This is a genomic window from Dolichospermum flos-aquae CCAP 1403/13F (genome assembly GCF_012516395.1).
GTDB classification, from domain to species: domain Bacteria; phylum Cyanobacteriota; class Cyanobacteriia; order Cyanobacteriales; family Nostocaceae; genus Dolichospermum; species Dolichospermum lemmermannii.
This window is the reverse complement of record NZ_CP051206.1, coordinates 589,297-614,522: the sequence shown is the minus strand read 5'-3', so window position 1 is coordinate 614,522 and position 25,226 is coordinate 589,297. Positions and strand designations below refer to the sequence as shown.

Genomic DNA, 25,226 nt, shown 5'->3' with positions numbered 1-25,226 from the left:
TGATGCAATGCTAAAATTAACTCAGGAATTTATCAAAGACTAAATCAGGATTTTCTTAATCTATTACAAATGGCTAGTTTAGTATAAATAGCAAGTGTTAAGCCCAATACCCGTGAATGAAATTGTCAAACTGCTTGTGGGGGAAGGATTTTCAAGTCTTTTTCTATATCTCTGATTTCAGATTTATGGGAAGAGTTTTTGCGCTTGAATTTGGACATTTTAATTTTGACAACACGGGGATTAATACGTTTTCGTCGGGGGCGATCAATTTCAGACTGGGAAATTAATGATAATAAATATTGATGTTGAATTTCTCGTAATTTTAAGGATGAATGGCTGATGAGTTGTACTAAATCTATAACTAGTTGCAAAGATTCAAGAAAACTAAGGAGTAAAGGATTTTTATTATATTCGTTAGCAGATTGGTAAATTAAATCGCGGAGTAGATTATAAGCAATTAACATAGCATAAAGTTCTTGTTCGACTAATTCAGATGTTTTGCTCCGAAAAATAGTGGGCATTTGTCCTTTGAGCGTAGCACATTGATGTGTTTTTATTTCACAGAAACTAATTTCCACCTCCCATCTGCAATGATAGTGAATAATTAATTCTTTGGCAGAAATATTAGGGTCAATAATACTAGTAACTAAACGACGAGGGAGAAAACCAGGAATTTGATATTCAATAACTCGGACAATGATACTTTCCTGATTCCATTGTTTATGCGATTCTGTAGATTTTTCTAAATTGAGAATTTTGCCATTAATTTCTGATAAATAACTTCCATCTGGATATCTAGCCATGTATCCATCTGGCAAACGAGAATCAGAGATAACAGGTAGTTTAACATTAGAAGCTACCCTAAGTAAAAAGTCGCATTCTTTTGTACGAATACTAAAAATAGTTGCAAAGGAATATAAACCAGCATCTAATAAAAATAATAAGTTTTTCTGGTTAAATTGTGCCAGTAATTTAGTCATTAAAGTCCTTTCACCAGTTCCTTTACCTTGGCTCGAACCATAGGTAAAATCTAGGATCAGGCGTGTTGATGCTGATATTAATGTGACTATTCTCAGCATGGGAAAAGCACTTTCTCCTCGACCACATTTAGACTTCCCAAATTTATCACGATTACTTTCAGTATCAGGTGTCGTACCTGTGGAACCATCAAATATTACTGTAGTCCATTTATGAAAGTCATATTTCAATGTTGTCAAACTAGAAGTGAGTTTTTTAAATATTAGTTGAAAAACTGTTAATCCTATACGAACTCTGGCATGACTCATAGCACCTTCAGAAATAAGTTGTTTTGGTAGACAACAGGATAACCACCTCAATCCTGATATCATCCAATCCATTATTCCTAAATAACTTAAATCACGACGGATAGTGGAGAGAATTACAAACCAAATGACAAACGTTGGTACTAGAATCGTTCCTTGACGACATTTACTTGATGAAACACTCGCCAAAGATTCTTTGATAATAGTTGATAAATGTTTTGCAATTGGTTGCAGATCATATTCTGTCGTAAACTGAGTAAGCATCTGATGATGTTCTTTTTGAATTCCCATACAAAACTGTCAAGGATGACTTGAAATAAACTCTTATAAAGCTTAAATATTCTTTCATATTTTGTCAATATATACTATCAGGCTACTCATTTTGGAGCAGGAATAAAAATTCTCGACGAAAAAAATGACACATTTATGATTTTTTAAATTTGATTTCAAATAATTGACAAGATTGATGATTTATAAATTCAAGAAAAATCTCATGATCATATAATTTTAGATACATTTTGCCTGGAGTTTAGACTAAACTGAAGTTATTTTTATGCCTTAATATTTGCAGAATTAATATTAGTAATTATTTGTAGGCTATTAATTTCATTCACGGGTATTGGTGTTAAGCCTACATCTTAATTTTTGAGGTTTTAAATATGGTTGCTTCTCCCCAAATCTACATCACTCCCGAAGAATATCTAGAATTAGAAGAAAATAGCCCCATTAAGTATGAATACATTGATGGATATATCTACGCAATGGCTGGCGCATTAGAAGCTCATGTTACTATAGCTCTTAATTTGGCAACACTACTGCGTAATTATATGCGTGGTTCTGGTTGTCGAGTATATATTTCTGATATGAAAGCCAGAATTGAGTCTTTAAATAGATTTTTTTATCCTGATATTATGGTAACTTGCGACAAGCGTGATCAAGACACACTAGGATATAAAAGATTTCCCTGTTTAATAATCGAAGTTTTATCTGATTCTACAGAAGGATTTGATCGAGGTGACAAATTTGCTGATTATCAAACTATAGAAACTTTACAAGAATATATTTTAATTAATCCGAAAAAACCGAGAGTTGAATGTTTCCGCCGTAATGAAGATGGACTTTGGGTATTACAGTCTTATGCAGGAGAGGAAACTTCATTTCAATTACAAAGCATTAACTTTGCAGGAACAATGACGCAACTTTATGAAGATGTAGATTTTCCGTCTCCAGCGGAATTTTCCCAAATCCAAAATCAAAAATTTTGGACTTTAGACCTTAGATAAATCATCCAAAATCCAAAATCCAAAATCTAAAATTGTTTAAGCCATTTGATTTTCAATCGCCCACCGTGCTAATTCAGTCCGGTTGTGGAGATTGGTTTTGCCCAACATATTGGACACATGGCTTTCAACAGTCCGCTGGCTGACATTTAATTCTTCAGCGATTTCGCGGTTTGCTAAACCCCTAGCGACAAACTGGACTACTTTCAGTTCAGTGGGGGTTAACTGGACATCGAAAGGAACTTGGATACGAGAACCGCTGTCCGCACCCTTGGTTTGATGTTCTTTCCAACGGATAGTTTGCTTAAGTGAGGATTCTACTTGTGCTACGAGTTCTTCCGGTTCAAAGGGCTTGATCATATATACGTCAGCACCTTTATTTAACCCCTTAACTCGGTCTGCACTTTGACCTTTAGCTGAGAGGAAAAGAACGGGAATCCAACTAGTTCGTTCAGTCTTGCGGACTTCTTCGACAAAAGTGTATCCGTCCATTTCCGGCATAATCACATCACAGATGATCATATCTGGAACTTCGGTTTCTAGAAGATCCAGGGCTTCTCTGCCATTGGCGGACGTGATGACTTCGTAGCCCCGGAACTCTAAGTAATCCTTCACCAGCAAGATGAGGTTAGGGTCATCATCAATGAATAGAAGTCTTTTGTGGTCTTTCATGCTGGGTTCTTTCATAACAGTGGCACTTCTCGCGCTTCGATCCATTAAGGTATTGATATAGTTATCCCGTATGGTGGATGACTTAGGATGTTGTCTTTTTTCCCACTTAACTTACTTTAACTCCCCTAAGTCTTAAAAGTGTTAGTTACTTTCAACAGACTTGCAGGTGAATGGAAAAAGTCTAGTAAGGATACGTATAGCAGTAGTCTTTATAATGCGCTATTATAGATCCATTTGAAAGTTGCAGGCTGAAAACCCTGATTAAATTATCGTCCTTGTGAATCACAAGTCGGTATTTTTCAAGATGACCTTAGTTCAAAACTCACCTGCGCTTTCATTGGCATACTGCTGCTCTACTTATCCTTAGGATGTGAAGCCTCTATCAGAGGTTCAAAATCAGCCGGGAAGTTTTTTTTGGCAAAGCATGGGTTAAAAATACAGATTTTTTCACCATCCTCATGGCCAATTTACTGGTCTTGGATGACCTGCTCTCATGACTTCTGGATTTAATTGGCGATACCAGACCCCATCTAGGTAAACTACCATTATCGTTCTAGAACAACAAACACGCAAGTTTTTGGCTTGGGCTGTGAAGATGCCTATGGAATAACTGTGTGCTAACTGATGGGTTGATCGCTCCCCCAGTCCTTGTTAACAGCATTACCAAGTTCTAGACTAGCTGATTTGTAACAGAATTGAGCATTTATCTGTTTTTTTGACTGGGTAATTAGTAATGGGGGAAGAGCTAAATACTCCCTGTCACCAGTCCCCAATCCCCAGTCCCCAGTTCCCAGTTCCCTAGTAGTTGTAGGGATGAGATGCCTGTTCGTGGATCACGGTGCTGTTACTCATTGAGTAGATCCCTGATTACAGTTCTATAACAATTTCCCAAGTTTGCAAATAAAGTTGTCCATATCAAAATATTCATTACCTACGCAACAAACCCTGACAACTAAAATAATTGGATATTTGCACTTAAGTATTGCCACCCTAGCCCTAGTTCGGAAACCCGTACACAAGTCATGATTGCTATTATGTCCTATATAAAGCTAGATTAGCACTCATGAGTCGAGAGTGCTAATTTAGCAAAAAATTTTGTATGGCAGCCGTATCTTTAAGCGTTTCCACCGTTAAGCCCCTGGGCGATCGCGTTTTTATCAAAGTAAGCGCCCCCCAAGAAAAAACCGCAGGCGGTTTGTTTTTGCCCGATAATGCTCAGGAAAAACCCCAAGTTGGCGAAATCGCCGCTGTGGGACCTGGCAAGCGCAATGACGACGGGACTCGTCAAACAATGGACATTAATGTTGGCGATAAAGTGTTGTACTCCAAGTACGCTGGCACTGATATCAAGCTGGCGACAGAAGAATATGTATTGCTTTCTGAAAAAGACATTTTAGCAATCGTCAGCTAATTGGGCATGGGTGATGGGTAAGAATTTTTCCGAATTACCTGTTCACCACTCACCAATTTCTTTGAAAATCAGAAAAATTTAATTTACTACCGGGATTTAGACTTATTATGGCAAAGCGCATTATTTACAACGAAAACGCCCGTCGCGCTCTAGAGCGTGGTATTGATATTCTCGCTGAAGCTGTAGCTGTTACCCTTGGACCTAAAGGTCGTAACGTAGTTTTAGAAAAGAAATTTGGCGCACCACAAATCGTTAATGATGGTGTCACCATCGCTAAAGAAATTGAATTAGAAGACCACATCGAAAATACTGGTGTAGCTCTAATTCGTCAAGCTGCTTCCAAAACCAATGACGCTGCTGGTGATGGTACAACCACAGCTACCGTTTTGGCTCACGCCATTGTTAAAGAAGGCTTGCGGAACGTTGCTGCTGGTGCTAATGCGATTTTATTGAAGCGCGGTATTGACAAAGCATCTGCCTTTTTAGTAGAAAAAATTGCTGAACACGCTCGCCCTGTAGAAGATTCTAAAGCGATCGCTCAAGTTGCGGCAATTTCTGCTGGTAACGACGAAGAAGTCGGGGCTATGATTGCTCAAGCTATGGACAAGGTGGGCAAAGAAGGCGTAATTTCCCTAGAAGAAGGGAAGTCTATGACCACCGAATTGGAAATCACCGAAGGGATGCGCTTTGATAAGGGTTATATTTCCCCTTACTTCGCTACCGATGCAGAACGGATGGAAACTGTTTTTGATGAGCCTTACATCTTGTTGACTGACAAGAAGATTGCTTTGGTACAAGATTTAGTTCCTGTCCTCGAACAAGTAGCTCGTTCCGGTCGTCCTTTGGTAATTATTGCTGAAGACATCGAAAAAGAAGCTTTGGCAACTTTGGTAGTTAACCGTTTACGCGGTGTTCTTAACGTGGCTGCTGTGAAAGCTCCTGGTTTTGGCGATCGCCGTAAGGCTATGCTAGAAGATATCGCAGTTCTCACCGGTGGTCAACTCATCACTGAAGATGCTGGTTTGAAACTAGATACCACCAAGTTAGAAAGCTTAGGTAAAGCCCGCCGCATCACCATCACCAAAGACAGCACCACAATTGTGGCTGAAGGTAATGAAGTTGGTGTGAAGGCTCGTGTTGAGCAAATCCGTCGTCAAATGGAAGAAACCGAATCTTCCTACGACAAAGAAAAACTCCAAGAGCGTTTGGCTAAATTGTCCGGTGGTGTTGCTGTAGTTAAAGTTGGTGCAGCTACCGAAACCGAAATGAAGGACAAGAAACTACGCTTGGAAGATGCTATCAACGCTACCAAGGCTGCTGTAGAAGAAGGTATTGTTCCCGGTGGTGGTACAACCTTGGCTCACCTCGCTCCTCAATTGGAAGTTTGGGCGCACAGCCACCTCAAAGATGAAGAGTTGACAGGTGCTTTAATCGTCGTTCGGGCTTTACCTGCTCCTCTGAAGAGAATTGCCGAAAACGCTGGTCAAAACGGCGCTGTAATTGCGGAAAGAGTGAAAGAGAAGGATTTCAACATTGGCTTCAATGCTTCTACCAACGAATTCGTTGATATGTTGGCAGCTGGTATTGTTGACCCCGCTAAGGTAACTCGTTCTGCTTTGCAAAACGCTGCTTCTATCGCTGGTATGGTGTTGACAACCGAATGTATCATTGTTGATAAGCCTGAAGCGAAAGACGGCGCTCCTGCTGCTGGCGCTGGTATGGGTGGAGATTACGATTACTAAAATCTTTTCCTACTTTTAAATAATGGCCGCCCCTTGTGGAAGGAAGCGGTCATTTTTTTGGATAAACCACGAAGACACGAAGAACACGAAGGAAGAGGAGGAAAAATATGACAATGCAAGATGTAAATAATTCAACGTTTATTGAATCTAGAGAAAAAGAATGGATTACATTTGCAAGAAGATATGTATGGATTGCAGTTAGCATCACACCTTTTAATATATCTGATAATATTATTGAGCCGCAGAACCCTAATTTATCAGAGTCAATTCATACTTTAAAACAGTTTCCTGTTTCAGGATACGATAGTAGTTATGTGAATAGCATAGAAAATTCCCCTAGATCAGATGAAGATGGATTAATTAATAAAAATTTGGATTACATCCATGATTCTTCTTTAGGCCACAGAATTAAAATTTTTAGAAATGGTCATTGTGAATTTTTGTTGTGCCTGGAACGTAGTGTACAAAAAACTTCTCAAATTCTTAATGATAATAATGATTATAATCTAGAGGTTATTCCTGGAAGAAAATGCTTAAATTATGATGATTTAGCAAAGGCTTTTATTTATCAAATTGAAGCATTATTAAATATCTGGAATGCTTCTCTACCTTTTAATGATGTGTTGCTAACAACTATGATTACTAACACCAATGATGTAAATATGACTGTTAAGCTAACTCCAAATAGTATTACTAATGATTATAAATTTGGTATTCCTGTTAATTCAACATCACTAAAATACAGTCGAAATATTAATAAATCTTCTTTAGATACAATTAAATATGATGTAATAAAAAGATTCATAAATAATTTTAATTGGGATATTGATAATTTGTTAAATGAAGAAGGTGAACTAAATAGACCTCATTTATTCTCTAAAGCAAGATTAATTTAAGTAAAAATTTTGCATAAAATTTTACACCTTTGGTAATCTATCAAGATTTAGTTGGAGCATTGCGATTTTCTAATTTAGTTGTTGCCACGTATTACCAAAGGAATCATATTTATTGCAACAGTTAATTACACATAAATCTTTCAGACTTCTTGATAATGCTGTATAAACCAAATAATCAAGACTTTTTCCTGTGTTCATAGGATATGTATTTTCTGAAATGAGAAGAATTACCGTCTTTAATTCCCAACCTTTGAAACTGTGAATAGTAGACATTTTTAATCTACTATCTCCCATCCAAAATGACTTTTTATGGTAATGATTTTTTTCTGGATTTTCAAATACATGATTTACATTTATGCCTTTACTTTCAAAATTTTCAACAAGTTGCCATCCGATTTTATGATCAGGTATTAAGAAAATTATGTCACTGGGTTGAATACCTTGGTTAAAAAAATGATTATATGCTTTTTCACAAAGCTCAATTCCTTGATTTATAGTAGATACATTTTCCCAAATGAGTTGCGGGTTATCAAATAACTCCATTTGGTTGTAAGCAATAGAATTATTTTCTGCCTCTCTTTCAAGAAACTGAACTGCAAAATCATTAACTACTTGAACAATTTGATTTGGCAGTCTATAAGATTTATTTTCTTTCAACTTACCCCAATCACCTCTAAATTTTACATTTCTCATTTTTCCATCTGTCCAGTCTATATCCAGGGCAAGCGCATCTTATTTTTAGAATGCTTACTGGACAAAGGTTTTGACGATTGTTAAGTTTTGTAACTAAAAGTTAAAACCCTTGCTGGGCATGGATTACAGAATTTAGGTGCGTTTGCCCTGAGTCTATATCTCTTTGATAAATGTTCTGTCTAGTATCACAAACCAGCAATAATTCATTTCTTTCATTCAAATAATGACAAATGAGGTTATACCATTCCCAATAATAATCTTGTCCTTCATCAATTAATATTGCATCAAAATTTAATTGGTCTTTACTAGCTTTATGAGGTATTTTTCCTGTAATAACTTCAATTAACCGATTAGGTATAATAGTTTTAAATAGCTGATCGTTTTCCTTGCTATTAGGCCACTCAATACCTAATCTTTTACACTCATCACTACAAAAACCATGAAAATGCTTAAAGACAATATTTTTCCAATCAAAATCAAAGGGAGTACGAGCTATTTGATCTCTTATATAATGCCAGAGCGTTATATTAAATGTTATAACTAGAACACGCTTACCTTCTGAAGCTAATTTTGCTGCCCTATAAGCTAATATTAATGTCTTTCCACTTCCTGCTACAGCCTTGATGCGATGATGTCCAGGTTTGGGTTCAGCGTGACGTTTTTGGCTATCATCTAGTTTGATTTTTGTACCTTGCTGTTTACTATGAAAAGGGGGAGATAGCCAATTCCGAAGAGTTTCAAAAATATGACTATCTTTAGAATTAATCCATTTACTCTGTGTCCAATTACAGTCAGGTACTACAGTTTTTAAATTATTTTTATGGAGACTATCAAAACCTATTATTGGTTCATTAACTGACGAAGTATATTTAGAATTTTGCAGAAAATTAGACACTTCTTGAGTGCTTGCTTCATGAAAGTAAACACCAGTTCTGATAAGGCTCAAAGCCTTTGGATTCTGATCAATCTTTTCTCTCAAGCTAGGAATATATAGATTTAAGATACTGTTTTTATAATGGCGCACTTGTTCAATCGGGTTATCTGTAGGATATGATCCATTTATTGTTTTAACAAACAATCTGTTTGATTCCCAGTAATAAAGATCCAAATTCAAATCTTTAACTTCATATATCATTACACCTACATGGGGATTTAAAATAACAATATCCGGTCTATCACCATTAAGAAATGGCTGTACATAAATTTCCCAGTTGTCACTGAGATTTTCATAAAGAAACTTTGCTAAAGCCTTTTCTCCCTTAGTTAAAGGGTTGTTCATGCTGTTGATAGCATCCCAGTCAGGAAAGATACGTGCCATAACTGTAAGCCTAGAATATAAAAAATTAGGTGTAAAATAAAATATATAATATTCCAAAACTAGGTTTTATACCACAAGTGTTGAATCCTGCAATAAAACTTTACAATCTTTGCGTTTTACCCAGGTAAAATCCATTGTCTATTGAGAATAGAGTCATTAATTGATCAAATTTGGTATCACCAATACCAATGCACAACTTGGACACAATCCTCAAAATCTTAACATTCAACACTTCTGGTTTATTAGTCTTATCTAGTCAATACATAAACCTTATTAGGAACTGACAGCATTTTTTGAATAACTATTCTTTCCGAAATTTCTCTTACCACAGTAACTACTACAGTATTTCCCAATAAATCAAATGCTTTATTGATAGGTAAATTAATGTGATAATCTTCAGGAAAGCCAAATAATCTTAATCCCTCTCTAATTGTTAAACATCTTAACCCTTTACCATCAACTACTGCTAATCTTTGCATATCAGTAGCTACTAAAGTTGGTGAAATATCATGAGGATCAAGTATTTTATTAATTGGAAAACTGAGTTTACCAACTACAATATTATAGCCTTTTGGTAAATCAAGTCTATATTCTCTTTTCTTTACTGTTTTACCATCTTTATTTACTACTTCTTGAATATCTTTAGGATGTTCATATTTTAAATAACCTTTATTGGCTAAATCATCTAATATTTGTTTTAAATTTTTATGTTGATAAAAAGTCTCAATTTCATCTAAACTTAACGGTATTCCATCCATCCACTGAATACCCTTTTTAGCAGACCAATTTTTTCTTCTTCTTTGTTTTAGTAATAAATTTAGTAATTCTCTTTGTTCTGTACTAACATTTCCTTTTAATTCTAAATCCCAACTGTGAATATTATCTTCTCCTCCTCTTTTATCTCTAATAGATTTACCATAAAGTTCATCAAGAGAATATTGTGCTAATAATTTCTTTACAAAATTTGTTTGTAACGTCGGACAACCTGTTTCTAAAATATTTAATAATACAGATTTATTATTTCTAGGAAAATTTAAAGAAATAGAGTTTGTCTTAGTTCCAGTAATATAAACTCTTTTTCTATCTTGAGGAACACCAAAATCTCTAGCATTCAAAACATCACATTTAACCTGATAACCTAATTGTTCTAATTTATTTACAATAGTTGTTAATGTTCTACCGTCATCATGTTGAACTAAACCCAGGGGAAACGCATCTAATTTTTTTTGACAAAATGTAACTTCTATGAATAGATAAAAAGGGCAGTATTACCATGTTAATATCAAGCCAATAAATGAGTATGAAGAAAATTTGATGGTAAATTCGTTTCTATAAGAATCAATAAAATGAGTTGAAGTGGTATTCTCAATAAAACTAAAGAGACAAAATTCACAAAATGAAGCTACCACCAAAAATCACAATAGTAGATCACTTTAAAGATTTAGAAGATAAAAGAGTTGAGAGAACAAAAAGGCATAAATTAATAGATATAGTAACCATTGCGATTTGTGCAGTGATCTGTGGAGTAGATAGTTGGGTATTGATGGAGGCTTATGGAAAAAAGAAAGAAAAATGGCTAAAACAATTTTTAGAACTTCCAAACGGGATTCCATCTCATGATACATTCGCCAGAGTATTTGCGAGAATAGATCCGCAACAATTTCAGAATTGTTTTTTGAGTTGGATAAAATCTATCAATAAAATTACAGAAGGAGAAGTCATAGCAATAGATGGGAAAACATTAAGGCATTCATATGATAAAGGAAAGGATAAAGGTGCGATTCACATGGTAAGTGCATGGGCAACTAGTAATAAATTAGTATTAGGACAATGTAAAGTAGAAGAAAAGTCAAATGAAATAACAGCCATACCGGAATTAATTAAAGTATTAGATATAGCCGGATGTTTAGTAACGATTGATGCGATGGGGTGTCAAAAAGAGATAGTAAAATCAATTGCAGAAAAATCAGGCGAATATATTATCGCACTCAAAAAGAATCAAGGTAATTTATATAAGAATGTAGAAGAAATCTTCAAAGAAGCTATATCTAAAGGGTTTGAGGGATTCAAATATAGTGAATTTCATACAAAAGAAGACAAACATGGAAGAGAAGAGATTCGTCATTATCTCATGTTATCAGACATAGAAGAAAGAATAGATACTGATAAGAAATGGGTAAATCTTCAAAGTGTAGGAATGGTAGAATATATACGAAAAGTTAATGGAAAAACGAAGGTTGAGACAGGCTATTATATAAGTAGTTTGACAAATAATGCGAAATTACTAGGAGAATCAGTCCGCACTCATTGGGGTATAGAGAATTCATTACACTGGGTTTTAGATGTAGCTTTTAGAGAAGATGATTGTCGGATAAGAAAGGATAATGCACCACAAAACTTTGCAGTTATTCGTCATATAGCAGTTAATCTTTTAGGAAAAGAAAAAAGCCAAAAACTAGGAACTAAAAGTAAGCAGTTTTGTGCAGGATGGGATGATGAATATTTAGAGAAGATTTTAGAATGTATCTGATAAAAATCAGAAAATATAGACAAATATAAATATAACCAATTTATTTTTCTGTTGATTCTACAATAGAATCTATATTTTTGATGCCAAAAAATATAGATATTAATATATAGAACTGAACAAAATAAATCCATCATTAAAAATAAATAATTACTCTAAATTTATGAAATTTTTATAATTTTAATAAAGGAATTTATCAGATTTTGAATGAAGTTAGATATTTTCCCATATTGATGCACTAATATAGTATTCTGTCAAGATAATTTAGATGCGTTTCCCCTGGAACTAAACCTTCAACATTTTCTAATAAAAATCCAAAAGGTGATTTATCTTGTAAAATACGTTCAATTTCAAAAAATAAAGTTCCTCTAGTATCTAAAAATCCTTGTCTTGTTCCTGCACTACTAAAAGGTTGACAGGGAAACCCAGCTAATAAAACATCAAAATCAGGTATTTTTTGACTTGATATTTCAGTGATATCACCCCAGATTTTATCTTCATTAAAATTTTGTTGATAAACTTTAATTGCTGTAGATTTAATTTCGGAAGTTAAAACACATTCGCTGTGAATTCCTAAAGATTTACAGGCTTTTTCTAAGCCTAATCTCATTCCCCCAATTCCTGCAAATAAATCAATAAACTTAATAGTGGTAGACATTTTTAGCTATTAATATCAACAAACAATTTATATATTAACATAGTATGTATGTTTTTAGTAACGATAATTATTTTTTATGAAAATATGATAAAGTAAAGAATGCTATTATAACGATACTTCTCAGGGATATTGTAGCTGTTATAATAGGGTTCAGCTTTGTTTTTAGTAACGATAATTATTTTGAGGAGGTTTAACTATGACTCAAATTATTAATCATCAATCTAATTATCAAAAATTAACCGAAATTGTCAAAACTCTAATTGACAATAATCCTCTTTATCAAGAAAACTTAGATATACAGGAAATGCTCAAAGTAATTAATCGTACTTTTGATCCTGTTGATGTTCCTGATGTTAATAATATATCTGAACAAGAACTAACGAAACGGATTAAAAGAATTTTATCTTTACATCTCGTTTCAGGAATGCTCAATGATTTAACTCCAGAGCAAATGAGAATTTTCGATGGATCTGTAAAACGCCGGGGTTAAATGGGTTATTTATTAGATACGAATATTGTTTTGTGCCTCACTAAAACAAAATGTCCAAAAATACAAAAACAAAAGTATCTATGACCTTAAAAGATTTAGAACCAGAACTTCTGGCATTAAGTCCATCCGAAAAAGCACAAGCTATCCAACTCTTAGTGCGAAGTTTAAGCAATGTTTGGCAAGGAATTGAAAAAACTCCCGGAGTGTGTGGTGGTGATGCCAGAATCGTCAATACTCGCATCCCCATTTGGTCGCTGGTCAATTATCGCCGCTTAGATGCTTCCGATGCTCGAATATTGCAGGATTTTCCCCACTTAAAGGCAGAGGATTTAGTTAATGCTTGGGGTTATGCTGATGCTCATTCAGAGGAAATTGAGGCTGCTATTCGTAGGAATGAGGAAAGTTGAAAAATGGCACGTCTTTATGCCGATGAAAATTTTCCTCTGCCTATTGTAGAATTGCTGCGGATATTTGGTCACGATGTCCTTACTACTGAAGAAACGGGAAACTCTAGATTAGGAATTCCTGATGAAGATGTTCTAGAATTTGCGATCGCAGATAAACGCGCTGTTTTGACACGAAATTGGGATGATTTCAGACGACTGCACCGATCTCAACCTAACCATTTTGGAATTATCCTCTGCAAGGAAGACTTAAAGACAGAAAGACAAGCAGCACTTATCAATAATGCTATTTTTAGTGAAGGTACTCTTGAAAATAAATTAGTTAGAGTGATTCGTCCACAGCAATAATCGGAAAAATTATTCAGGGCGCAGATATTTTAATAGCTGCTACTGCGATTATTCATAATTTAGTTTTAGTTTCTCACGATTCTGATTTAATTAGGGTTAAAGATTTACAGTTAGAAAATTAGTTCTGGACGTAAAATATATTTTTGTATATACTTAATATTAAGTAACCACACTCCTATTATCAGGAAAATCCAACCTTATGAAAATTAAAGCAATAATTCATACAGCCGAAGAGGGCGGTTATTGGGCTGAAGTACCAATTTTTCATGGATGTTACACTCAAGGAGAAACCATTGAAGAAGTATTAGAGAATCTTAAAGAAGTAATCAGTTTATATGCAGAGGATGAACCAGAAAATATTAGCTCTTCTGACAGAGTAGTGGAACTAAATGTATGAAAGCAATATCAGGTAAAAAATTATCATAAATACTGGTAAAGAAAGGATGGCAATTAATCAGAGTGAAAGGCAGTCATCATCGTTTTAAAAAAAATAACATCAGTATTTCTATACCAATTCATGGTAATGAAGATTTGAAAATTGGACTTCTAAAAAGTTTGATGAAACAAGCGAATTTAACCGAATATGATCTTATTTAAATTTTAATAAAGACGACTTTAATGATTATAAGAAATCCGATTCATTTAATTTTGCCGATATTCTTCCACTGGCTGCATAAAATTTTTTCCAAACTTCCTCTTCGCAGTTTTTGGATAAAGCTAAAACTTCGCTGATAGTTTCTGCAATAATCTCTTTTGCTTGTTGTTTATAATTTACTGGTGGTTTTTCTTGATTATCTAATCCCAGTTGTTGAATTAACTGCTGTAATAACCATTGTTTATCTTCAATGGAGTAAGTTTACAATATTTGTTCAAGTTCAATAATCTTAGGTGATGGCATAAGATTTTAATAGGAACAGTTTAGTTTGATTGTAGCAAATCGTTGGGTAAAACGGAATTAATAACATGGTTTTTTAATGATATTTATACTCGTTTTACTCAACTTAGCACTACTACAACCGAAGAATAACACAAGCAGTTTATCTTCTAACCTGCAACACAACTAGCAATGAAATATACAACAAAAATAACCAGTATAATTAGAATGAAAGGGGCTGCATTTTTTGGTATTATTTTCATATACCACTCCTGGTTAGTAAAAACAATTAAAAATTTCCCTACTCACAACTAGATAAATTTTGAATAGGGAAAATAGTGTCGAAAGAGTACAAAGTTTCTCTTGAGTATCCTTTTAGTCTTGAGAAGCCCTGTCATTAATATCTTCAGCGAGTCTAATGTTAGCTAGAGTAAAATTCATTCCCTCTTTTAATGCTTTTTCACCTTTATGTCCAGCAGCATATTTACCAGCTATTGAACCACCAGCAGCAGCACCAAAAAGCCCTAAAGCTTTTCCTAAAGCAATTAAGCCTACTGTTGTTGTTACGGGTTCAATAGCAAGATGTAGTAAATTTGTTGATAACATAGAATATCACTCCTTGAAAAATCTATGGAAGTCCCTTATTTCTGATGGTATCTTTTAATTTTTTAACGATTGTAGGATTTAGTACACAGCTTTTAGTAGGAATTTGTAGGATTTGGTATACTTATAGTATTATGAATATAAAATATACAAATGTGAACATAATATGCGAAACATTGATGACATTTTACAATACATGGATAATTTAATCTTTGAAAATACAGGTAAATATCTTACTCCTGTACAAGAAGCAATTCTCAAAGGCGTTTGGCAAGGTCAAAAATATTGGCAAATAGCTGAAGAATTTAATAATTGCAGTGAGTCTCACATTAAAAAAGAAGCAGCTAAATTATGGCAAAAGCTAAGTCAAGCATTAGGAGAAAATTTTAATAGAGATAATTTCCGTTCTAAAGTAGAAAAGAAACATCGTATTTCTCAAAGGGATGATTTTGGTGTACAAGTTAATGAAGGCAATATTAATATTTGTGACAAAGATATAAAAACTACTAACTATAAACAAAAAAGTTATAATTCTCCCGAAACCCAACATCAAATACCAATAATTGACTTAACAAAAGCACCAGAATTAAAATATAATTATGGACGCAATTCAGAAATTGCTACTCTGAAAGAATGGATATTAGAAAATAAAACTAGACTAATCACAATTTATGGATTAAATGGAATTGGTAAAACTGCTTTAACTCTGAAACTAATCTCAGAAATTAAAACAGAATTTGATTATATTATTTATCGCAGTCTTGATCATCTTCCTCAACTAATAACTCTTAAAGATGAACTTAAACAATTTTTTTCTCAATCACAATCAAACCCATTACCTGAAATCATAGATTATTTTAACTCATCTCGTTGTTTACTAATCATTGATGACGTAGATAATATTTTTCAATTTGGTAACTTAGCAGGTCAATATTTAACAGAGTATAAAGATTATAGTAAATTTTTCCAACAAATTGCCACATCATCTCATCAAAGTTGTTTAATTTTGATTAGTTCAGCAAAACCCCCAGATATAGAAACTTTAGAAATTCAAAACAAACACACAAAAACATTACATCTTCAAGGTTTAGGAAAAGATGCTAAAGCAATATTGAGAGAAAAAGGTTTAAAAGATGAGGATAAATGGGATGAATTAATAAGACTTTATCAAGGTCATCCTGATTGGTTAAATATCATTATATTAACTATAATAGAATTTTTTAATGGTAAAGTATCCCTATTTATAACAGCTAATGATGATCTATTTTTAGGAGATATAGAAGCACTTTTAGAAAATCATTTAGAACGTTTATCAGAATTAGAAAATAAGGTTATCAACTGGTTAGCAACACAAAATGAACCTATAGATATTTTCCAAAAACCCGCTGATTTTGAATTATCAAATGCTAGATTTTTGCAAATTATACAATCTTTAACACGACGGTGTTTAGTAGAAAAAGTGTTAGAAGAAGAAGGAGTTAAATTTCAGTTAAATTCGTTATTTAAAGTATATTTGAACATGAAATATACGTTTTAAATAACATTCCTAATTTCAACTTACTATTTTCTCTATGTTTATAAAAAAATATAAAAATACGTGAATATACGTTTGTGTATCAGCAGTGCTTATATTTAAATGTATTCAATAGCATTTTTAGGATCTATCAAGTGAATAACATATTAAAATATGGCGAAACCAAGGTATGAAGGTTATAGCGACGAAACTCCTACAAAATGCGTGCGCGAAAAATTTGGAGATACTACAGTTTACGCCCAAAATGCTAAATCACTACTAACAAAAGCGACTGGGTTTATTGCTGCTTATGACTTTACCCTCAATCCTTATCGGGGTTGTCAATATGGCTGTAGTTATTGCTATGCTGCTGCATTTAGTCCTAATCCTCAAATGCGTCAAGACTGGGGTAAATGGGTAATTTATAAAGAAAATGCGGCGGTTGTTTTAGCAAAAGAATTAGAAACTTGGTATCGGAAAAATCCCAAGCAACCTCCTAGAATTTACATGAGTAGTGTAACAGATCCTTATCAACCTTTGGAGTCTAAACATCAATTAACTCGCAGTTTATTAGAAGTAATGCTTGATTATCGGCCAAATTTAGTAATTCAAACTCGCAGTCCCATTATTACTAGAGATATTGATTATTTACAAAGGTTTCAACGGTTACGAATTAATATGAGCATTCCCACAGGTAGCGAAGCCGTGAGAAGAGATTTTGAACCCCGTTCTCCTAGTATTAAAGCCAGATTAAATGCTATTAATAAAATCAGACAAAGCATTGATATTTTTAAAGGTTTTATTCCTAAAATTTCTATTACAATTACACCTCTATTACCAACTTTAGTAATAGATGAAGATGCCTTTATTCAGAGATTAGCTATTGCAGATAGAGTAGTAATTCAAGATTTTCATCCTAATAATAATCGTTCTCTTGTCGCAGGAACTCGTCAAGAAGCTGAAGAAATTAAACAAAAGTATGCTTGGTGGTATAATTCTGATAGATTTAGTTATCAGAGATTTAAAGAAAAGTTAGTTTCTCAGCTTCCAGGTGTAGAAATAAAAGAAGGAAAAGACGGGTTTGGTTATGAGTAATTTTATTATTAATTGGTGGAGAAGTCAGCAATTTAAATCAGCATTACAGCGTGGTGATACACGAAGTGCTGTGAAAATTTTGCAAGAGATTCAAAAATCGGGAGCAAGTCTTTCATGGTTAGAGAAACTATTTAGGGATAAACTGCAACTTGAACGGATTTCCCAGGAACATAAACGCGAAACCGCAAATTTAAGAAAACAAGTAACAGCAGTAAAAGAATCAAAATCTCATCTGTTATTAAAGTCAGATGCAGAATTTATTAACTATATATATCAAGCTTTTAAATTAGTGGAGCATGATGAATATAAACTACAAATTACAGGAATTGATGAGCGTATATTTGATGATTTTGAAGTTAAACTAGTGGAATATCTTCAAGAGGAATTTAGTAAAATTCCTGAACAAAAATTAGCAATTAAGTTAGAAGATGCTCTTGATGATATTAATAGCTTAAAAATGGGAAAAGATCCAGACTACCGTTTTAGTCTGACCCCCCATGTCTATTTTATGAAATATTTTTCAGAAAATGTCTATTGTCTCTATTTAGCATGGTTTTTAATTTACCAAGATGGGTTGCTACCAACTAAATTGAACATTCTTGATATTGCTGCTGGACCAGGAACAACAGCTTATGGTTTGGCTTTATTTCTCCAAAGTTGTAGCAGCTTTTTTGATATTCCTCAAATGCACTTATCTTACTATTCTTTAGAAAAACAAGACGCTTTCCAGTATCGAGGACTTCAATTTTGGCGTAAATATATTGAATCGCGGATTACTTCCATAAATACTTATTTTCGCTTTGTGACTAACGACATATTTACCTGGGATGAAAAATCTCATAATATCCCAAAAAACTTTTTTGATTTTATAGTTATTTCCCATTGTTTTTTTAACGATACAGTTAAACATCAGGAAGCGACTAATATATATAAACAAATATTTGCTGAAAGTTTAAATCATCAAGGATATGTATTACTAATTGTGCAAGATAAAAAGTTATTTAAATTTTATAATACTCAGAAAGTAGAAGATAAAGAACAAGAAGAAAATCTAGTATGTAAATTTGTAGCAGAATTTGGATTAGAATTAGTTTGGTATAGATATCTAACCTCAACTGGTTTAAGAACAGCTTATTCTAGTGGCTTTGCAAAATTTGCTAGAGAAAATTTACCTCAACAAGTTTATATGAGTCCTATGATCAAAAAGTATTTTTATCAAAATCACGAATCACACTACACATTAGATGATTATGTAATATTAGCCAAAAAATAGAGGATTTAATGTTAAATAAATTATTATAAAATATCACCAAAATGATTAGTAAAGGAGAAAGATTTGAGCTACGATAACGCTTGTAAATATTTAGCTGAACAGTATCCTGCTGATTTTGTGCGTTGGTTACTGGGGGTAGAACCAACACAAATTGAAGTATTGAAAACAGAATTAACACTTGAACCCATTCGTGCTGATTCTGTGACATTTCTGCAAACAGAAAACCAAATTCTGCATATTGAATTTCAGACTTTACCTAAATCTAAAACTCCCCTTAATTTCCGAATGCTTGATTATTCTGTCAGGTTAAAGCGTCAATATAAATGTCCTGTAACTCAGGTATTAATCTTTTTGCAGGAAACTAATGACGAAGTGGCTTTTACTGAAGAATATCGAGATCATACCACTATTCACAAATTTGAGGTTGTGCGTCTTTGGGAACAAGATTCAAGGGTATTTTTAGATAATTCCGCATTATTACCTTTAGCAACTTTAACCCGCACTGACTCAGCACAAAGTTTATTATCCCAAGTAGCTCAAAAAGTCGCTACAATTCCAGATAGGGAACAGCAACAAAATATTGCTGGTTGTGTAGAAGTTCTCGCAGGTTTACGGTTTGAAAAAGATTTGGTTCGTCAATTTCTCCGGGAGGATATTATGAAAGAGTCTGTCATTTATCAAGATATCGTGCAAAAAGAAGCATTGAAAATGATTAATCGTCTTTTAAAACGGCGTTTTGGTGATGTTAATGATCCATTAATGACCAAGATTATAAATTTATCTGCTGACGATTTAGAAGATTTAGGAGAAGCGTTATTTGATTTTTATGAAGTTGCTGACTTGGTAACTTGGTTAAATCAAAAAGTTAGCAATTAGAAAGATAAGATTTTTAAAAGAGACGTTGTAAATAACGTCTCTAAAATCATTAAAACTCCGCGTTTTCTGGTGTGCGAGGGAACGGAATAACATCCCGAATATTCCCCATACCTGTCATAAATTGCACCAATCTTTCAAACCCCAAACCAAAACCAGCATGGGGAACAGTACCATAACGACGCAAATCTAAATACCACCACAAATCTTCCGGGTTCATACCTTGTGCTAAAACCCGTTTTTCTAACACATCTAACCGTTCTTCCCGTTGTGAACCACCAATAATTTCCCCTATTTTTGGTGCGAGAATATCCATCGCGCGGACGGTTTTTTCATCATCACTCAACCGCATATAAAAGGCTTTGATTTGTGCTGGATAATCTGTCACAATCACGGGCTTTTTAAACAGTTGTTCGGCTAAATAGCGTTCATGTTCTGATTGTAAATCTGCACCCCAACTCACAGGATAATCAAATTTAACATCGGCTTTTTCTAGAAGTTTGACTGCTTCTGTATAAGTCAACCGTTCAAATTGATTGTTAATAATGTTATTTGCAGTTTCTAAAACAGTATTATCAATCCGTTCATTGAAAAATTCCATGTCTTCAGGACAGGTTTCCATCACATATTTAAAAATGTGTTTGAGAAACTCCTCAGCCAAATCCATATCACCTTCTAAATCACAAAAAGCCATTTCTGGTTCAACCATCCAAAATTCGGCTAAGTGACGCGAAGTATTAGAATTTTCCGCCCGGAATGTGGGACCAAAGGTATAGACATTAGTAAAAGCCATAGCCATGATTTCGGCTTCTAATTGGCCACTAACTGTTAAATATGCCGGTTTACTAAAGAAGTCTTGGCTATAATCAATTTCTTGATTTTCTGTTTTGGGAACATTCTTTAAATTGAAATTGGTAACACTAAATAATTCACCCGCACCTTCACAATCACTGGCGGTAATAATGGGAGTATGCACCCATAAAAAGCCCCGTTGTTGAAAAAATTGGTGAATAGCAGTCGCGCAAGCATTTCTCACCCGAAATACTGCACCAAAGGAGTTTGTTCGAGGACGCAAATGGGCAATGGTTCGCAGAAACTCAAAGGAATGACGTTTCTTTTGCAGAGGATAGGTATCAGGATCAGCGTCTCCGTATACTTTCACTGTATCTGCTTTTAATTCTATTCTTTGTCCTTTTCCTTGAGAAGCTACTAGCACTCCTGATACTTCTATAGAAGCACCTGTATTGATTTGTTTTAATATTCCTTGATAATCTGGTAAGTCTTGATTAATGACAACTTGCAAATTCCCCAAAGATGAACCATCATTAACTTCTAGAAACGCAAATCCTTTCAATTCGCGTTTTGTTCTTACCCAACCTTGAACTACCAAAGTTTCTTCGGGTTTACCACTTCTTAATATTTCCGCAATCCGAGAATTTAGCATTTTCTAAAATTTGTATTTTTTAAAGGATCAGATCCCCGACTTCTTGAAGAAGTCGGGGATCTTAGAAGTCGGGGATATTTTAAATCACCCCACCCAAGATTTTAATAACCAACCTATAATAACGCCTAAACCACCAAAACGAATAGCTTGCCAAAAAGGTCTTTTCAGGCTATTCCAAGAAAACAACTGGCTTTCTAAGTTGATTTCTAAGGTTTCTAACTGTTTTTGCAGGCGGCTTAGTTCGTTCTTAATTTCTGGAGTCTGCTTTCTATTTTGCTTTAAATTTTTTAATTCCTGTTGCCATTGTGCCTGTTGTTGTTGATCATTTTGCACTTGGGTATATCTATCTTTCAAGAATCGCAGTGAAGTTTCTACCTCCTCTAATTCCTGTGCAAAATCTGGCTGGGGATTTTCGTCTAAATTAGTCATTGGTGATTAGTCATTGGCTATGATGATTAAATCATAACTTTTACTCTTAACTCAGCACTTAGTCTTATGTCACAAACTAGCCAACTAAATGAAATTAGCACTCTAGAACTAGCACAGGCCCTCATGGAAAGGCTGAGTATCTCTCCTGATGATTGGCATCGTCTCAAGTCTAACCGCAATTCCCGCGCTAGTGAACAGGCAGCCGCCGCAATGGTATTTTTGGTCAAAAATGAACCCCAAGAGGCACAGGCAAGGCTACAACAGGCTGTAGGCTGGCTAGATAAATCAATTTCCGCCCCTCCCTGCCCAACTCACGGACATCAGCGTGAGGAAATTAAGGAATAGGGAAATATATATCTTTTTGCCTGTTCCCTTTCATCTTCGCAAAGATAATAAACGACGGCTTTCTAATTGCTTACAAAGCGTGAGTTCTGTACCTTTGCGATTCCATTCTACTTGATCAAAAATCTGATGCAGTAAAGACATACCCCGTCCACTTTCCGCTTCGTCTGGTGGTAAATAGTCATCGGGATCACTATCATCTTCGAGGGAGGGAGTGAAGCCGCTACCCTGATCTGAGATAATCCACCAATACTGATTATCTATTAATGAGAACCGAACGACGACGAATTTGCCGGGATCAAGATTATTCCCATGTTTAGCGGCATTTACTAGGGCTTCTTGGAGTCCTAGTCGCAGTTCAGATTGTAATTTTGCCGGAATATCAGTCAAGAGTAAATCTAGGATTGGACAAAGATAAAGGGTGGAGGCAAAACTAATTGTCCCCCAATAACGCCCAACTGGACGAAGAGAAATGGTAATCACAAGAGAAACCCCGTAGCTTTATATTTAGCTAGACATCAGTTTGCTTTTTTGGGCATTCTGATCAAAATTAGGTAGTCATGCTGCCTTCAAACTTGCCTCTGTAAAACTAAATTTATAAAAATGCTAGAGCATAGCAATTCAGTGGGAGAATTCATATTGCTTATTTACAATTTGCTTAAGTTAATCTGTTCATTTAGCAGATGAGTAAAAACTGCTATTTTTGAACAAGAGGAGAAAGATATTCTCGTTAACTGCCCATTTTGTAATTAACACAATTTTATTCACCTTTATTAAGAGTCTATGCAGCTTCGATTTCTTTAAAACAAAATGAGTTTCTATTTTTATGTAATTTCATTCTAGCATTATGAGTATCCACTAGACTACAAATTTCTGATTTTTATTTTTGTGAAGAATTAACTATCCTGATCATTGTCCGATAACACCAGAAAAGCGGCTGCTTCTACATGAGCCGTTTGCGGAAAAAAGTCCGCAGGTTGCACCCTTGTGAGTTTATATAGCCCATCTTCACAAAGCAATTTTAGGTCACGGGCAAGAGTAGCTACTTTACAACTGACGTAAACAATGCGAGATGGTTTCAGGTTTCTTAATGTTTTGATAACGTTAGCTTCACATCCTTTCCGGGGCGGATCAAGTAAGACCACATCTGGTACAATTTCCAAATTCTGGAGAATTTTTTCCACTGGGCCGACTTGGAAAGTCACATTATTAATTCCATTCTGTTGGGCATTAACAATTGCCTGTTCTACTGCTGTTGATTGCAATTCTAACCCGGTGACGTGCCGTGCTTGTTTGGCCAGGGGCAAAGTTAAAGTTCCTATACCACAATAGGCATCTACTAGGACTTCATGACCTTGTAAATTTAGTTCTGACTGAATCACCTCTAAAAGCGCTTCGGCTGTTTCTGTGTACACTTGGAAAAAGGTATCTGGTCTGATTTGAAAATCCAGTCCGGCGAATTTTTCTCGCAGGTAAGGAATTCCAGCTAGACAACGGGTTTCTGATCCAAATATAGCATTTGTGCGATCGCTATTGCGGTTGAGTGACACGCAGACCAATTGAGGATAACGCTGTAACCATTGCTGTGCCTGGGTTTCGATTCCTGGTAAATTCCAATCTTTGACGACTAAAGTTAGCAGCATTTCCCCTGTGCGGCGGCCAATGCGTAAACCCAAATGGCGAATTAAGCCTTTGTGGCGGGTTTCGTCATAAATTGGCCAACCCTGCTTTTGAATATCTAATTTGATTTCAGCTAATAAAGGATTTAACTGCTGGTCTTGCACAGGGCATTGATTCAAGTTAATTAATTTATGGCTACCTTTTTGATAATATCCAGCTTGGACATGACCTGTAGCGGACATACCAATAGGATAAGTAACTTTGTTGCGATAACCAAAGGATGCAGCAGCCACTAAAACTGGATCTATTGGTGGATTTACAAAACCGCCAATTCTTTCTAAAGCTTGGGTTACTTGATTGCGTTTGGCTGATAACTGGTAATCATATTTAATATGTTGCCATTGACAACCACCACATTTATCAGCGACAATACAACTTGGACGCACCCGTTGAGGCGAAGCTTGCAATAATTCCTGCACCTGTCCATGAGCATATTTTGGCTTAACATTGAATAATTTGACAAGTAGGATATCTCCTGGTACTGTATCAGGAACAAAAACCACCCGCTGTTCAAAGCGTCCCACACCATCACCCGTGTCGCTTAAATCAGTAATTTCCAGTTCGATAATTTCATCTTGTCGCCACATTATATTAGTCATTAGTCAGTTATAAGGGAAGAGGGAACTTTTTCACAGGGAAGGGAGTTCCCAATGTAGAATTGTAAATTCATTTATCCCTATCTTCCCATACACTTCACGAATGTCCCTCTAAGTCGGTAAACTAGCAGATATAAATATTTCAGGTCATTTAGATAATCATGACTGTAATTAGCCAAGTTATTCTCCAAGCTGACGACGAACTGCGTTACCCCAGCAGTGGCGAACTCAAAAACATCAAAGCATTTTTGGAAACAGGTGTAAAGCGGACAAGAATCGCTGCTACCCTTTCAGAAAACGAGAAAAAGATCGTTCAAGAAGCTACCAAAAAACTTTGGCAAAAACGCCCTGACTTTATCTCCCCTGGTGGTAATGCTTACGGCGAAAAACAACGGGCTTTGTGTATTCGGGACTTTGGCTGGTATTTACGCCTAATTACCTACGGTGTACTTGCTGGTGACAAAGAACCCATTGAAAAAATTGGTTTGGTTGGTGTGCGAGAAATGTACAACTCTCTAGGCGTTCCTGTTCCCGGAATGGTAGAAGCTATCACTTCTCTCAAACAAGCGTCTTTGGATTTATTGAATGCAGAAGACGCTGGGGAAACCGCACCTTACTTTGATTACATCATTCAAGCGATGTCTTAAAGGTCTTTAATTCCCCACAATTGGTAGTGGCTATGGCAATATCTATCAAGTTATTAACCAGTTGTGGGGATATGTTATGATTATCATCAGTTTTTACGTTACTTATAACAAAAAAAGCGACAGGCTTATGATAGG

At 34.9% G+C, this 25,226-nt stretch carries 27 protein-coding genes and 1 pseudogene; 17 read left to right on the top strand and 11 right to left on the bottom strand.

The window, feature by feature from the left end:
- Positions 1–125: 125 nt before the first annotated feature.
- Positions 126–1,574, bottom strand: a complete 1,449-nt coding sequence (locus HGD76_RS03275; RefSeq protein WP_168694730.1) for an IS4 family transposase — start codon at positions 1,572–1,574, stop codon at positions 126–128.
- A gap of 368 nt (positions 1,575–1,942) precedes the next feature.
- Here HGD76_RS03275 and HGD76_RS03270 point away from each other — a divergent pair, with 368 nt between their 5' ends.
- A complete protein-coding gene (locus tag HGD76_RS03270) occupies positions 1,943–2,566 on the top strand; it encodes a Uma2 family endonuclease (RefSeq protein ID WP_168694954.1) in 624 nt (207 codons plus the stop codon).
- 36 nt (positions 2,567–2,602) lie between these two features.
- Here HGD76_RS03270 and HGD76_RS03265 read toward each other — a convergent pair whose 3' ends face one another.
- A complete protein-coding gene (locus tag HGD76_RS03265; protein ID WP_168694953.1) occupies positions 2,603–3,280 on the bottom strand; it encodes a response regulator transcription factor in 678 nt (225 codons plus the stop codon).
- A gap of 1,054 nt (positions 3,281–4,334) precedes the next feature.
- On the opposite strand from HGD76_RS03265, the gene groES reads away from it, so the two are divergent.
- The 3 genes from groES (at position 4,335) to HGD76_RS03250 (ending at position 7,284) form a co-directional block, all read left to right on the top strand.
- Entirely contained in the window at positions 4,335–4,646 is a 312-nt protein-coding gene (groES, locus tag HGD76_RS03260; protein WP_015083039.1) for a co-chaperone GroES, read from the top strand.
- A 107-nt stretch (positions 4,647–4,753) separates the two neighbouring features.
- Entirely contained in the window at positions 4,754–6,388 is a 1,635-nt protein-coding gene (groL, locus tag HGD76_RS03255) for a chaperonin GroEL (RefSeq protein ID WP_168694952.1), read from the top strand.
- Positions 6,389–6,495: 107 nt separating this feature from the next.
- On the top strand, positions 6,496–7,284 hold the full coding sequence (locus HGD76_RS03250) for a hypothetical protein (RefSeq protein ID WP_168694951.1): 789 nt from the start codon (positions 6,496–6,498) through the stop codon (positions 7,282–7,284).
- A 69-nt stretch (positions 7,285–7,353) separates the two neighbouring features.
- On the opposite strand, the gene HGD76_RS03245 is transcribed toward HGD76_RS03250, so the two are convergent.
- The 3 genes from HGD76_RS03245 to dcm (HGD76_RS03235) all read right to left on the bottom strand — a co-directional run bounded on the left by HGD76_RS03245 (position 7,354) and on the right by dcm (HGD76_RS03235) (position 10,500).
- Positions 7,354–7,977, bottom strand: a complete 624-nt coding sequence (locus tag HGD76_RS03245; RefSeq protein WP_168694950.1) for a DEAD/DEAH box helicase — start codon at positions 7,975–7,977, stop codon at positions 7,354–7,356.
- Positions 7,978–8,077: 100 nt separating this feature from the next.
- Positions 8,078–9,295, bottom strand: a complete 1,218-nt coding sequence (locus HGD76_RS03240) for a nuclease-related domain-containing DEAD/DEAH box helicase (RefSeq protein ID WP_168694949.1) — start codon at positions 9,293–9,295, stop codon at positions 8,078–8,080.
- Positions 9,296–9,543: 248 nt separating this feature from the next.
- On the bottom strand, positions 9,544–10,500 hold the full coding sequence (dcm, locus tag HGD76_RS03235; RefSeq protein ID WP_267904366.1) for a DNA (cytosine-5-)-methyltransferase: 957 nt from the start codon (positions 10,498–10,500) through the stop codon (positions 9,544–9,546).
- A gap of 191 nt (positions 10,501–10,691) precedes the next feature.
- Here dcm (HGD76_RS03235) and HGD76_RS03230 point away from each other — a divergent pair, with 191 nt between their 5' ends.
- A complete protein-coding gene (locus HGD76_RS03230; protein WP_168694588.1) occupies positions 10,692–11,825 on the top strand; it encodes an ISAs1-like element ISAsp2 family transposase in 1,134 nt (377 codons plus the stop codon).
- 235 nt (positions 11,826–12,060) lie between these two features.
- Here HGD76_RS03230 and dcm (HGD76_RS03225) read toward each other — a convergent pair whose 3' ends face one another.
- Entirely contained in the window at positions 12,061–12,480 is a 420-nt protein-coding gene (gene dcm, locus HGD76_RS03225) for a DNA (cytosine-5-)-methyltransferase (protein ID WP_168694948.1), read from the bottom strand.
- Positions 12,481–12,676: 196 nt separating this feature from the next.
- On the opposite strand from dcm (HGD76_RS03225), the gene HGD76_RS03220 reads away from it, so the two are divergent.
- From HGD76_RS03220 to HGD76_RS03195, 6 genes and pseudogenes are all read left to right on the top strand, one after another.
- Positions 12,677–12,970, top strand: coding sequence for a hypothetical protein (locus tag HGD76_RS03220; RefSeq protein ID WP_168694947.1), 294 nt, complete (start codon positions 12,677–12,679; stop codon positions 12,968–12,970).
- An 80-nt stretch (positions 12,971–13,050) separates the two neighbouring features.
- Positions 13,051–13,377 (top strand): DUF433 domain-containing protein, encoded by a 327-nt coding sequence (locus HGD76_RS03215; protein WP_168697348.1) that lies wholly within the window; start codon positions 13,051–13,053, stop codon positions 13,375–13,377.
- Between the two features lie 3 nt (positions 13,378–13,380).
- Positions 13,381–13,722 (top strand): DUF5615 family PIN-like protein, encoded by a 342-nt coding sequence (locus tag HGD76_RS03210; RefSeq protein ID WP_168694946.1) that lies wholly within the window; start codon positions 13,381–13,383, stop codon positions 13,720–13,722.
- Positions 13,723–13,724: 2 nt separating this feature from the next.
- Positions 13,725–13,844: pseudogene (locus HGD76_RS25105) on the top strand (PIN domain-containing protein); the annotation flags it as partial.
- A gap of 77 nt (positions 13,845–13,921) precedes the next feature.
- Positions 13,922–14,119 carry a type II toxin-antitoxin system HicB family antitoxin gene (locus HGD76_RS03200; protein WP_168694945.1) on the top strand — a complete coding sequence of 66 codons (198 nt, stop codon included), beginning with the start codon at positions 13,922–13,924 and terminating at the stop codon, positions 14,117–14,119.
- Positions 14,120–14,148: 29 nt separating this feature from the next.
- Positions 14,149–14,319, top strand: a complete 171-nt coding sequence (locus tag HGD76_RS03195) for a type II toxin-antitoxin system HicA family toxin (protein ID WP_325064837.1) — start codon at positions 14,149–14,151, stop codon at positions 14,317–14,319.
- A gap of 652 nt (positions 14,320–14,971) precedes the next feature.
- On the opposite strand, the gene HGD76_RS03190 is transcribed toward HGD76_RS03195, so the two are convergent.
- A complete protein-coding gene (locus HGD76_RS03190) occupies positions 14,972–15,202 on the bottom strand; it encodes a hypothetical protein (protein WP_168694944.1) in 231 nt (76 codons plus the stop codon).
- Positions 15,203–15,365: 163 nt separating this feature from the next.
- On the opposite strand from HGD76_RS03190, the gene HGD76_RS03185 reads away from it, so the two are divergent.
- The 4 genes from HGD76_RS03185 (at position 15,366) to HGD76_RS03170 (ending at position 19,956) form a co-directional block, all read left to right on the top strand.
- A complete protein-coding gene (locus tag HGD76_RS03185) occupies positions 15,366–16,736 on the top strand; it encodes a helix-turn-helix domain-containing protein (protein WP_168694943.1) in 1,371 nt (456 codons plus the stop codon).
- Positions 16,737–16,886: 150 nt separating this feature from the next.
- Complete coding sequence (locus tag HGD76_RS03180) at positions 16,887–17,807, top strand: SPL family radical SAM protein (protein WP_168694942.1); 921 nt, start codon at positions 16,887–16,889, stop codon at positions 17,805–17,807.
- The gene (locus HGD76_RS03175) at positions 17,800–19,080 is read left to right on the top strand and encodes a photosystem II assembly protein (RefSeq protein WP_168694941.1); all 1,281 of its coding nucleotides are present in this window, start codon (positions 17,800–17,802) and stop codon (positions 19,078–19,080) included. The genes HGD76_RS03180 and HGD76_RS03175 overlap by 8 nt, the downstream gene beginning before the upstream one ends.
- A 63-nt stretch (positions 19,081–19,143) precedes the next feature.
- Positions 19,144–19,956, top strand: coding sequence for a DUF4351 domain-containing protein (locus HGD76_RS03170; protein WP_168694940.1), 813 nt, complete (start codon positions 19,144–19,146; stop codon positions 19,954–19,956).
- Between the two features lie 49 nt (positions 19,957–20,005).
- Here the strand turns inward: HGD76_RS03170 and asnS are convergent, their stop codons facing one another.
- Both asnS and HGD76_RS03160 read right to left on the bottom strand, forming a co-directional pair.
- Positions 20,006–21,397: an asparagine--tRNA ligase gene (gene asnS, locus HGD76_RS03165; RefSeq protein ID WP_168694939.1), complete on the bottom strand. Its 1,392-nt coding sequence runs from the start codon at positions 21,395–21,397 to the stop codon at positions 20,006–20,008.
- Positions 21,398–21,481: 84 nt separating this feature from the next.
- Positions 21,482–21,826, bottom strand: coding sequence for a sll0565 family protein (locus HGD76_RS03160; protein WP_168694938.1), 345 nt, complete (start codon positions 21,824–21,826; stop codon positions 21,482–21,484).
- Between the two features lie 66 nt (positions 21,827–21,892).
- Here HGD76_RS03160 and HGD76_RS03155 point away from each other — a divergent pair, with 66 nt between their 5' ends.
- Positions 21,893–22,171, top strand: a complete 279-nt coding sequence (locus HGD76_RS03155; RefSeq protein ID WP_168694937.1) for a DUF6439 family protein — start codon at positions 21,893–21,895, stop codon at positions 22,169–22,171.
- Positions 22,172–22,201: 30 nt separating this feature from the next.
- Here HGD76_RS03155 and HGD76_RS03150 read toward each other — a convergent pair whose 3' ends face one another.
- Positions 22,202–22,651 carry an ATP-binding protein gene (locus HGD76_RS03150; protein WP_168694936.1) on the bottom strand — a complete coding sequence of 150 codons (450 nt, stop codon included), beginning with the start codon at positions 22,649–22,651 and terminating at the stop codon, positions 22,202–22,204.
- Between the two features lie 413 nt (positions 22,652–23,064).
- A complete protein-coding gene (gene rlmD / locus HGD76_RS03145) occupies positions 23,065–24,447 on the bottom strand; it encodes a 23S rRNA (uracil(1939)-C(5))-methyltransferase RlmD (RefSeq protein WP_168694935.1) in 1,383 nt (460 codons plus the stop codon).
- Positions 24,448–24,605: 158 nt separating this feature from the next.
- Between rlmD and HGD76_RS03140 the strand changes: the two genes are divergently transcribed.
- Positions 24,606–25,091 (top strand): allophycocyanin subunit alpha-B, encoded by a 486-nt coding sequence (locus tag HGD76_RS03140; RefSeq protein ID WP_015083049.1) that lies wholly within the window; start codon positions 24,606–24,608, stop codon positions 25,089–25,091.
- The last annotated feature ends 135 nt before the right edge of the window (positions 25,092–25,226 follow it).

Excerpts from the sequence above, each read along its gene's own strand:
- groL (WP_168694952.1), top strand. The coding sequence starts at position 4,754 with ATGGCAAAGCGCATTATTTACAACGAAAACGCCCGTCGCGCTCTAGAG.
- HGD76_RS03160 (WP_168694938.1), bottom strand. The coding sequence starts at position 21,826 with ATGACTAATTTAGACGAAAATCCCCAGCCAGATTTTGCACAGGAATTA.
- HGD76_RS03210 (WP_168694946.1), top strand. The coding sequence starts at position 13,381 with ATGGCACGTCTTTATGCCGATGAAAATTTTCCTCTGCCTATTGTAGAA.
- HGD76_RS03220 (WP_168694947.1), top strand. The coding sequence starts at position 12,677 with ATGACTCAAATTATTAATCATCAATCTAATTATCAAAAATTAACCGAA.
- HGD76_RS03240 (WP_168694949.1), bottom strand. The coding sequence starts at position 9,295 with ATGGCACGTATCTTTCCTGACTGGGATGCTATCAACAGCATGAACAAC.
- HGD76_RS03275 (WP_168694730.1), bottom strand. The coding sequence starts at position 1,574 with ATGGGAATTCAAAAAGAACATCATCAGATGCTTACTCAGTTTACGACA.
- asnS (WP_168694939.1), bottom strand. The coding sequence starts at position 21,397 with ATGCTAAATTCTCGGATTGCGGAAATATTAAGAAGTGGTAAACCCGAA.
- HGD76_RS03175 (WP_168694941.1), top strand. The coding sequence starts at position 17,800 with ATGAGTAATTTTATTATTAATTGGTGGAGAAGTCAGCAATTTAAATCA.
- HGD76_RS03215 (WP_168697348.1), top strand. The coding sequence starts at position 13,051 with ATGACCTTAAAAGATTTAGAACCAGAACTTCTGGCATTAAGTCCATCC.
- HGD76_RS03270 (WP_168694954.1), top strand. The coding sequence starts at position 1,943 with ATGGTTGCTTCTCCCCAAATCTACATCACTCCCGAAGAATATCTAGAA.
- HGD76_RS03265 (WP_168694953.1), bottom strand. The coding sequence starts at position 3,280 with ATGGATCGAAGCGCGAGAAGTGCCACTGTTATGAAAGAACCCAGCATG.
- HGD76_RS03230 (WP_168694588.1), top strand. The coding sequence starts at position 10,692 with ATGAAGCTACCACCAAAAATCACAATAGTAGATCACTTTAAAGATTTA.
- HGD76_RS03200 (WP_168694945.1), top strand. The coding sequence starts at position 13,922 with ATGAAAATTAAAGCAATAATTCATACAGCCGAAGAGGGCGGTTATTGG.
- dcm (WP_168694948.1), bottom strand. The coding sequence starts at position 12,480 with ATGTCTACCACTATTAAGTTTATTGATTTATTTGCAGGAATTGGGGGA.
- HGD76_RS03190 (WP_168694944.1), bottom strand. The coding sequence starts at position 15,202 with ATGTTATCAACAAATTTACTACATCTTGCTATTGAACCCGTAACAACA.
- rlmD (WP_168694935.1), bottom strand. The coding sequence starts at position 24,447 with ATGACTAATATAATGTGGCGACAAGATGAAATTATCGAACTGGAAATT.
- HGD76_RS03180 (WP_168694942.1), top strand. The coding sequence starts at position 16,887 with ATGGCGAAACCAAGGTATGAAGGTTATAGCGACGAAACTCCTACAAAA.
- HGD76_RS03185 (WP_168694943.1), top strand. The coding sequence starts at position 15,366 with ATGCGAAACATTGATGACATTTTACAATACATGGATAATTTAATCTTT.
- groES (WP_015083039.1), top strand. The coding sequence starts at position 4,335 with ATGGCAGCCGTATCTTTAAGCGTTTCCACCGTTAAGCCCCTGGGCGAT.
- HGD76_RS03155 (WP_168694937.1), top strand. The coding sequence starts at position 21,893 with ATGTCACAAACTAGCCAACTAAATGAAATTAGCACTCTAGAACTAGCA.
- HGD76_RS03140 (WP_015083049.1), top strand. The coding sequence starts at position 24,606 with ATGACTGTAATTAGCCAAGTTATTCTCCAAGCTGACGACGAACTGCGT.
- HGD76_RS03250 (WP_168694951.1), top strand. The coding sequence starts at position 6,496 with ATGACAATGCAAGATGTAAATAATTCAACGTTTATTGAATCTAGAGAA.
- HGD76_RS03245 (WP_168694950.1), bottom strand. The coding sequence starts at position 7,977 with ATGAGAAATGTAAAATTTAGAGGTGATTGGGGTAAGTTGAAAGAAAAT.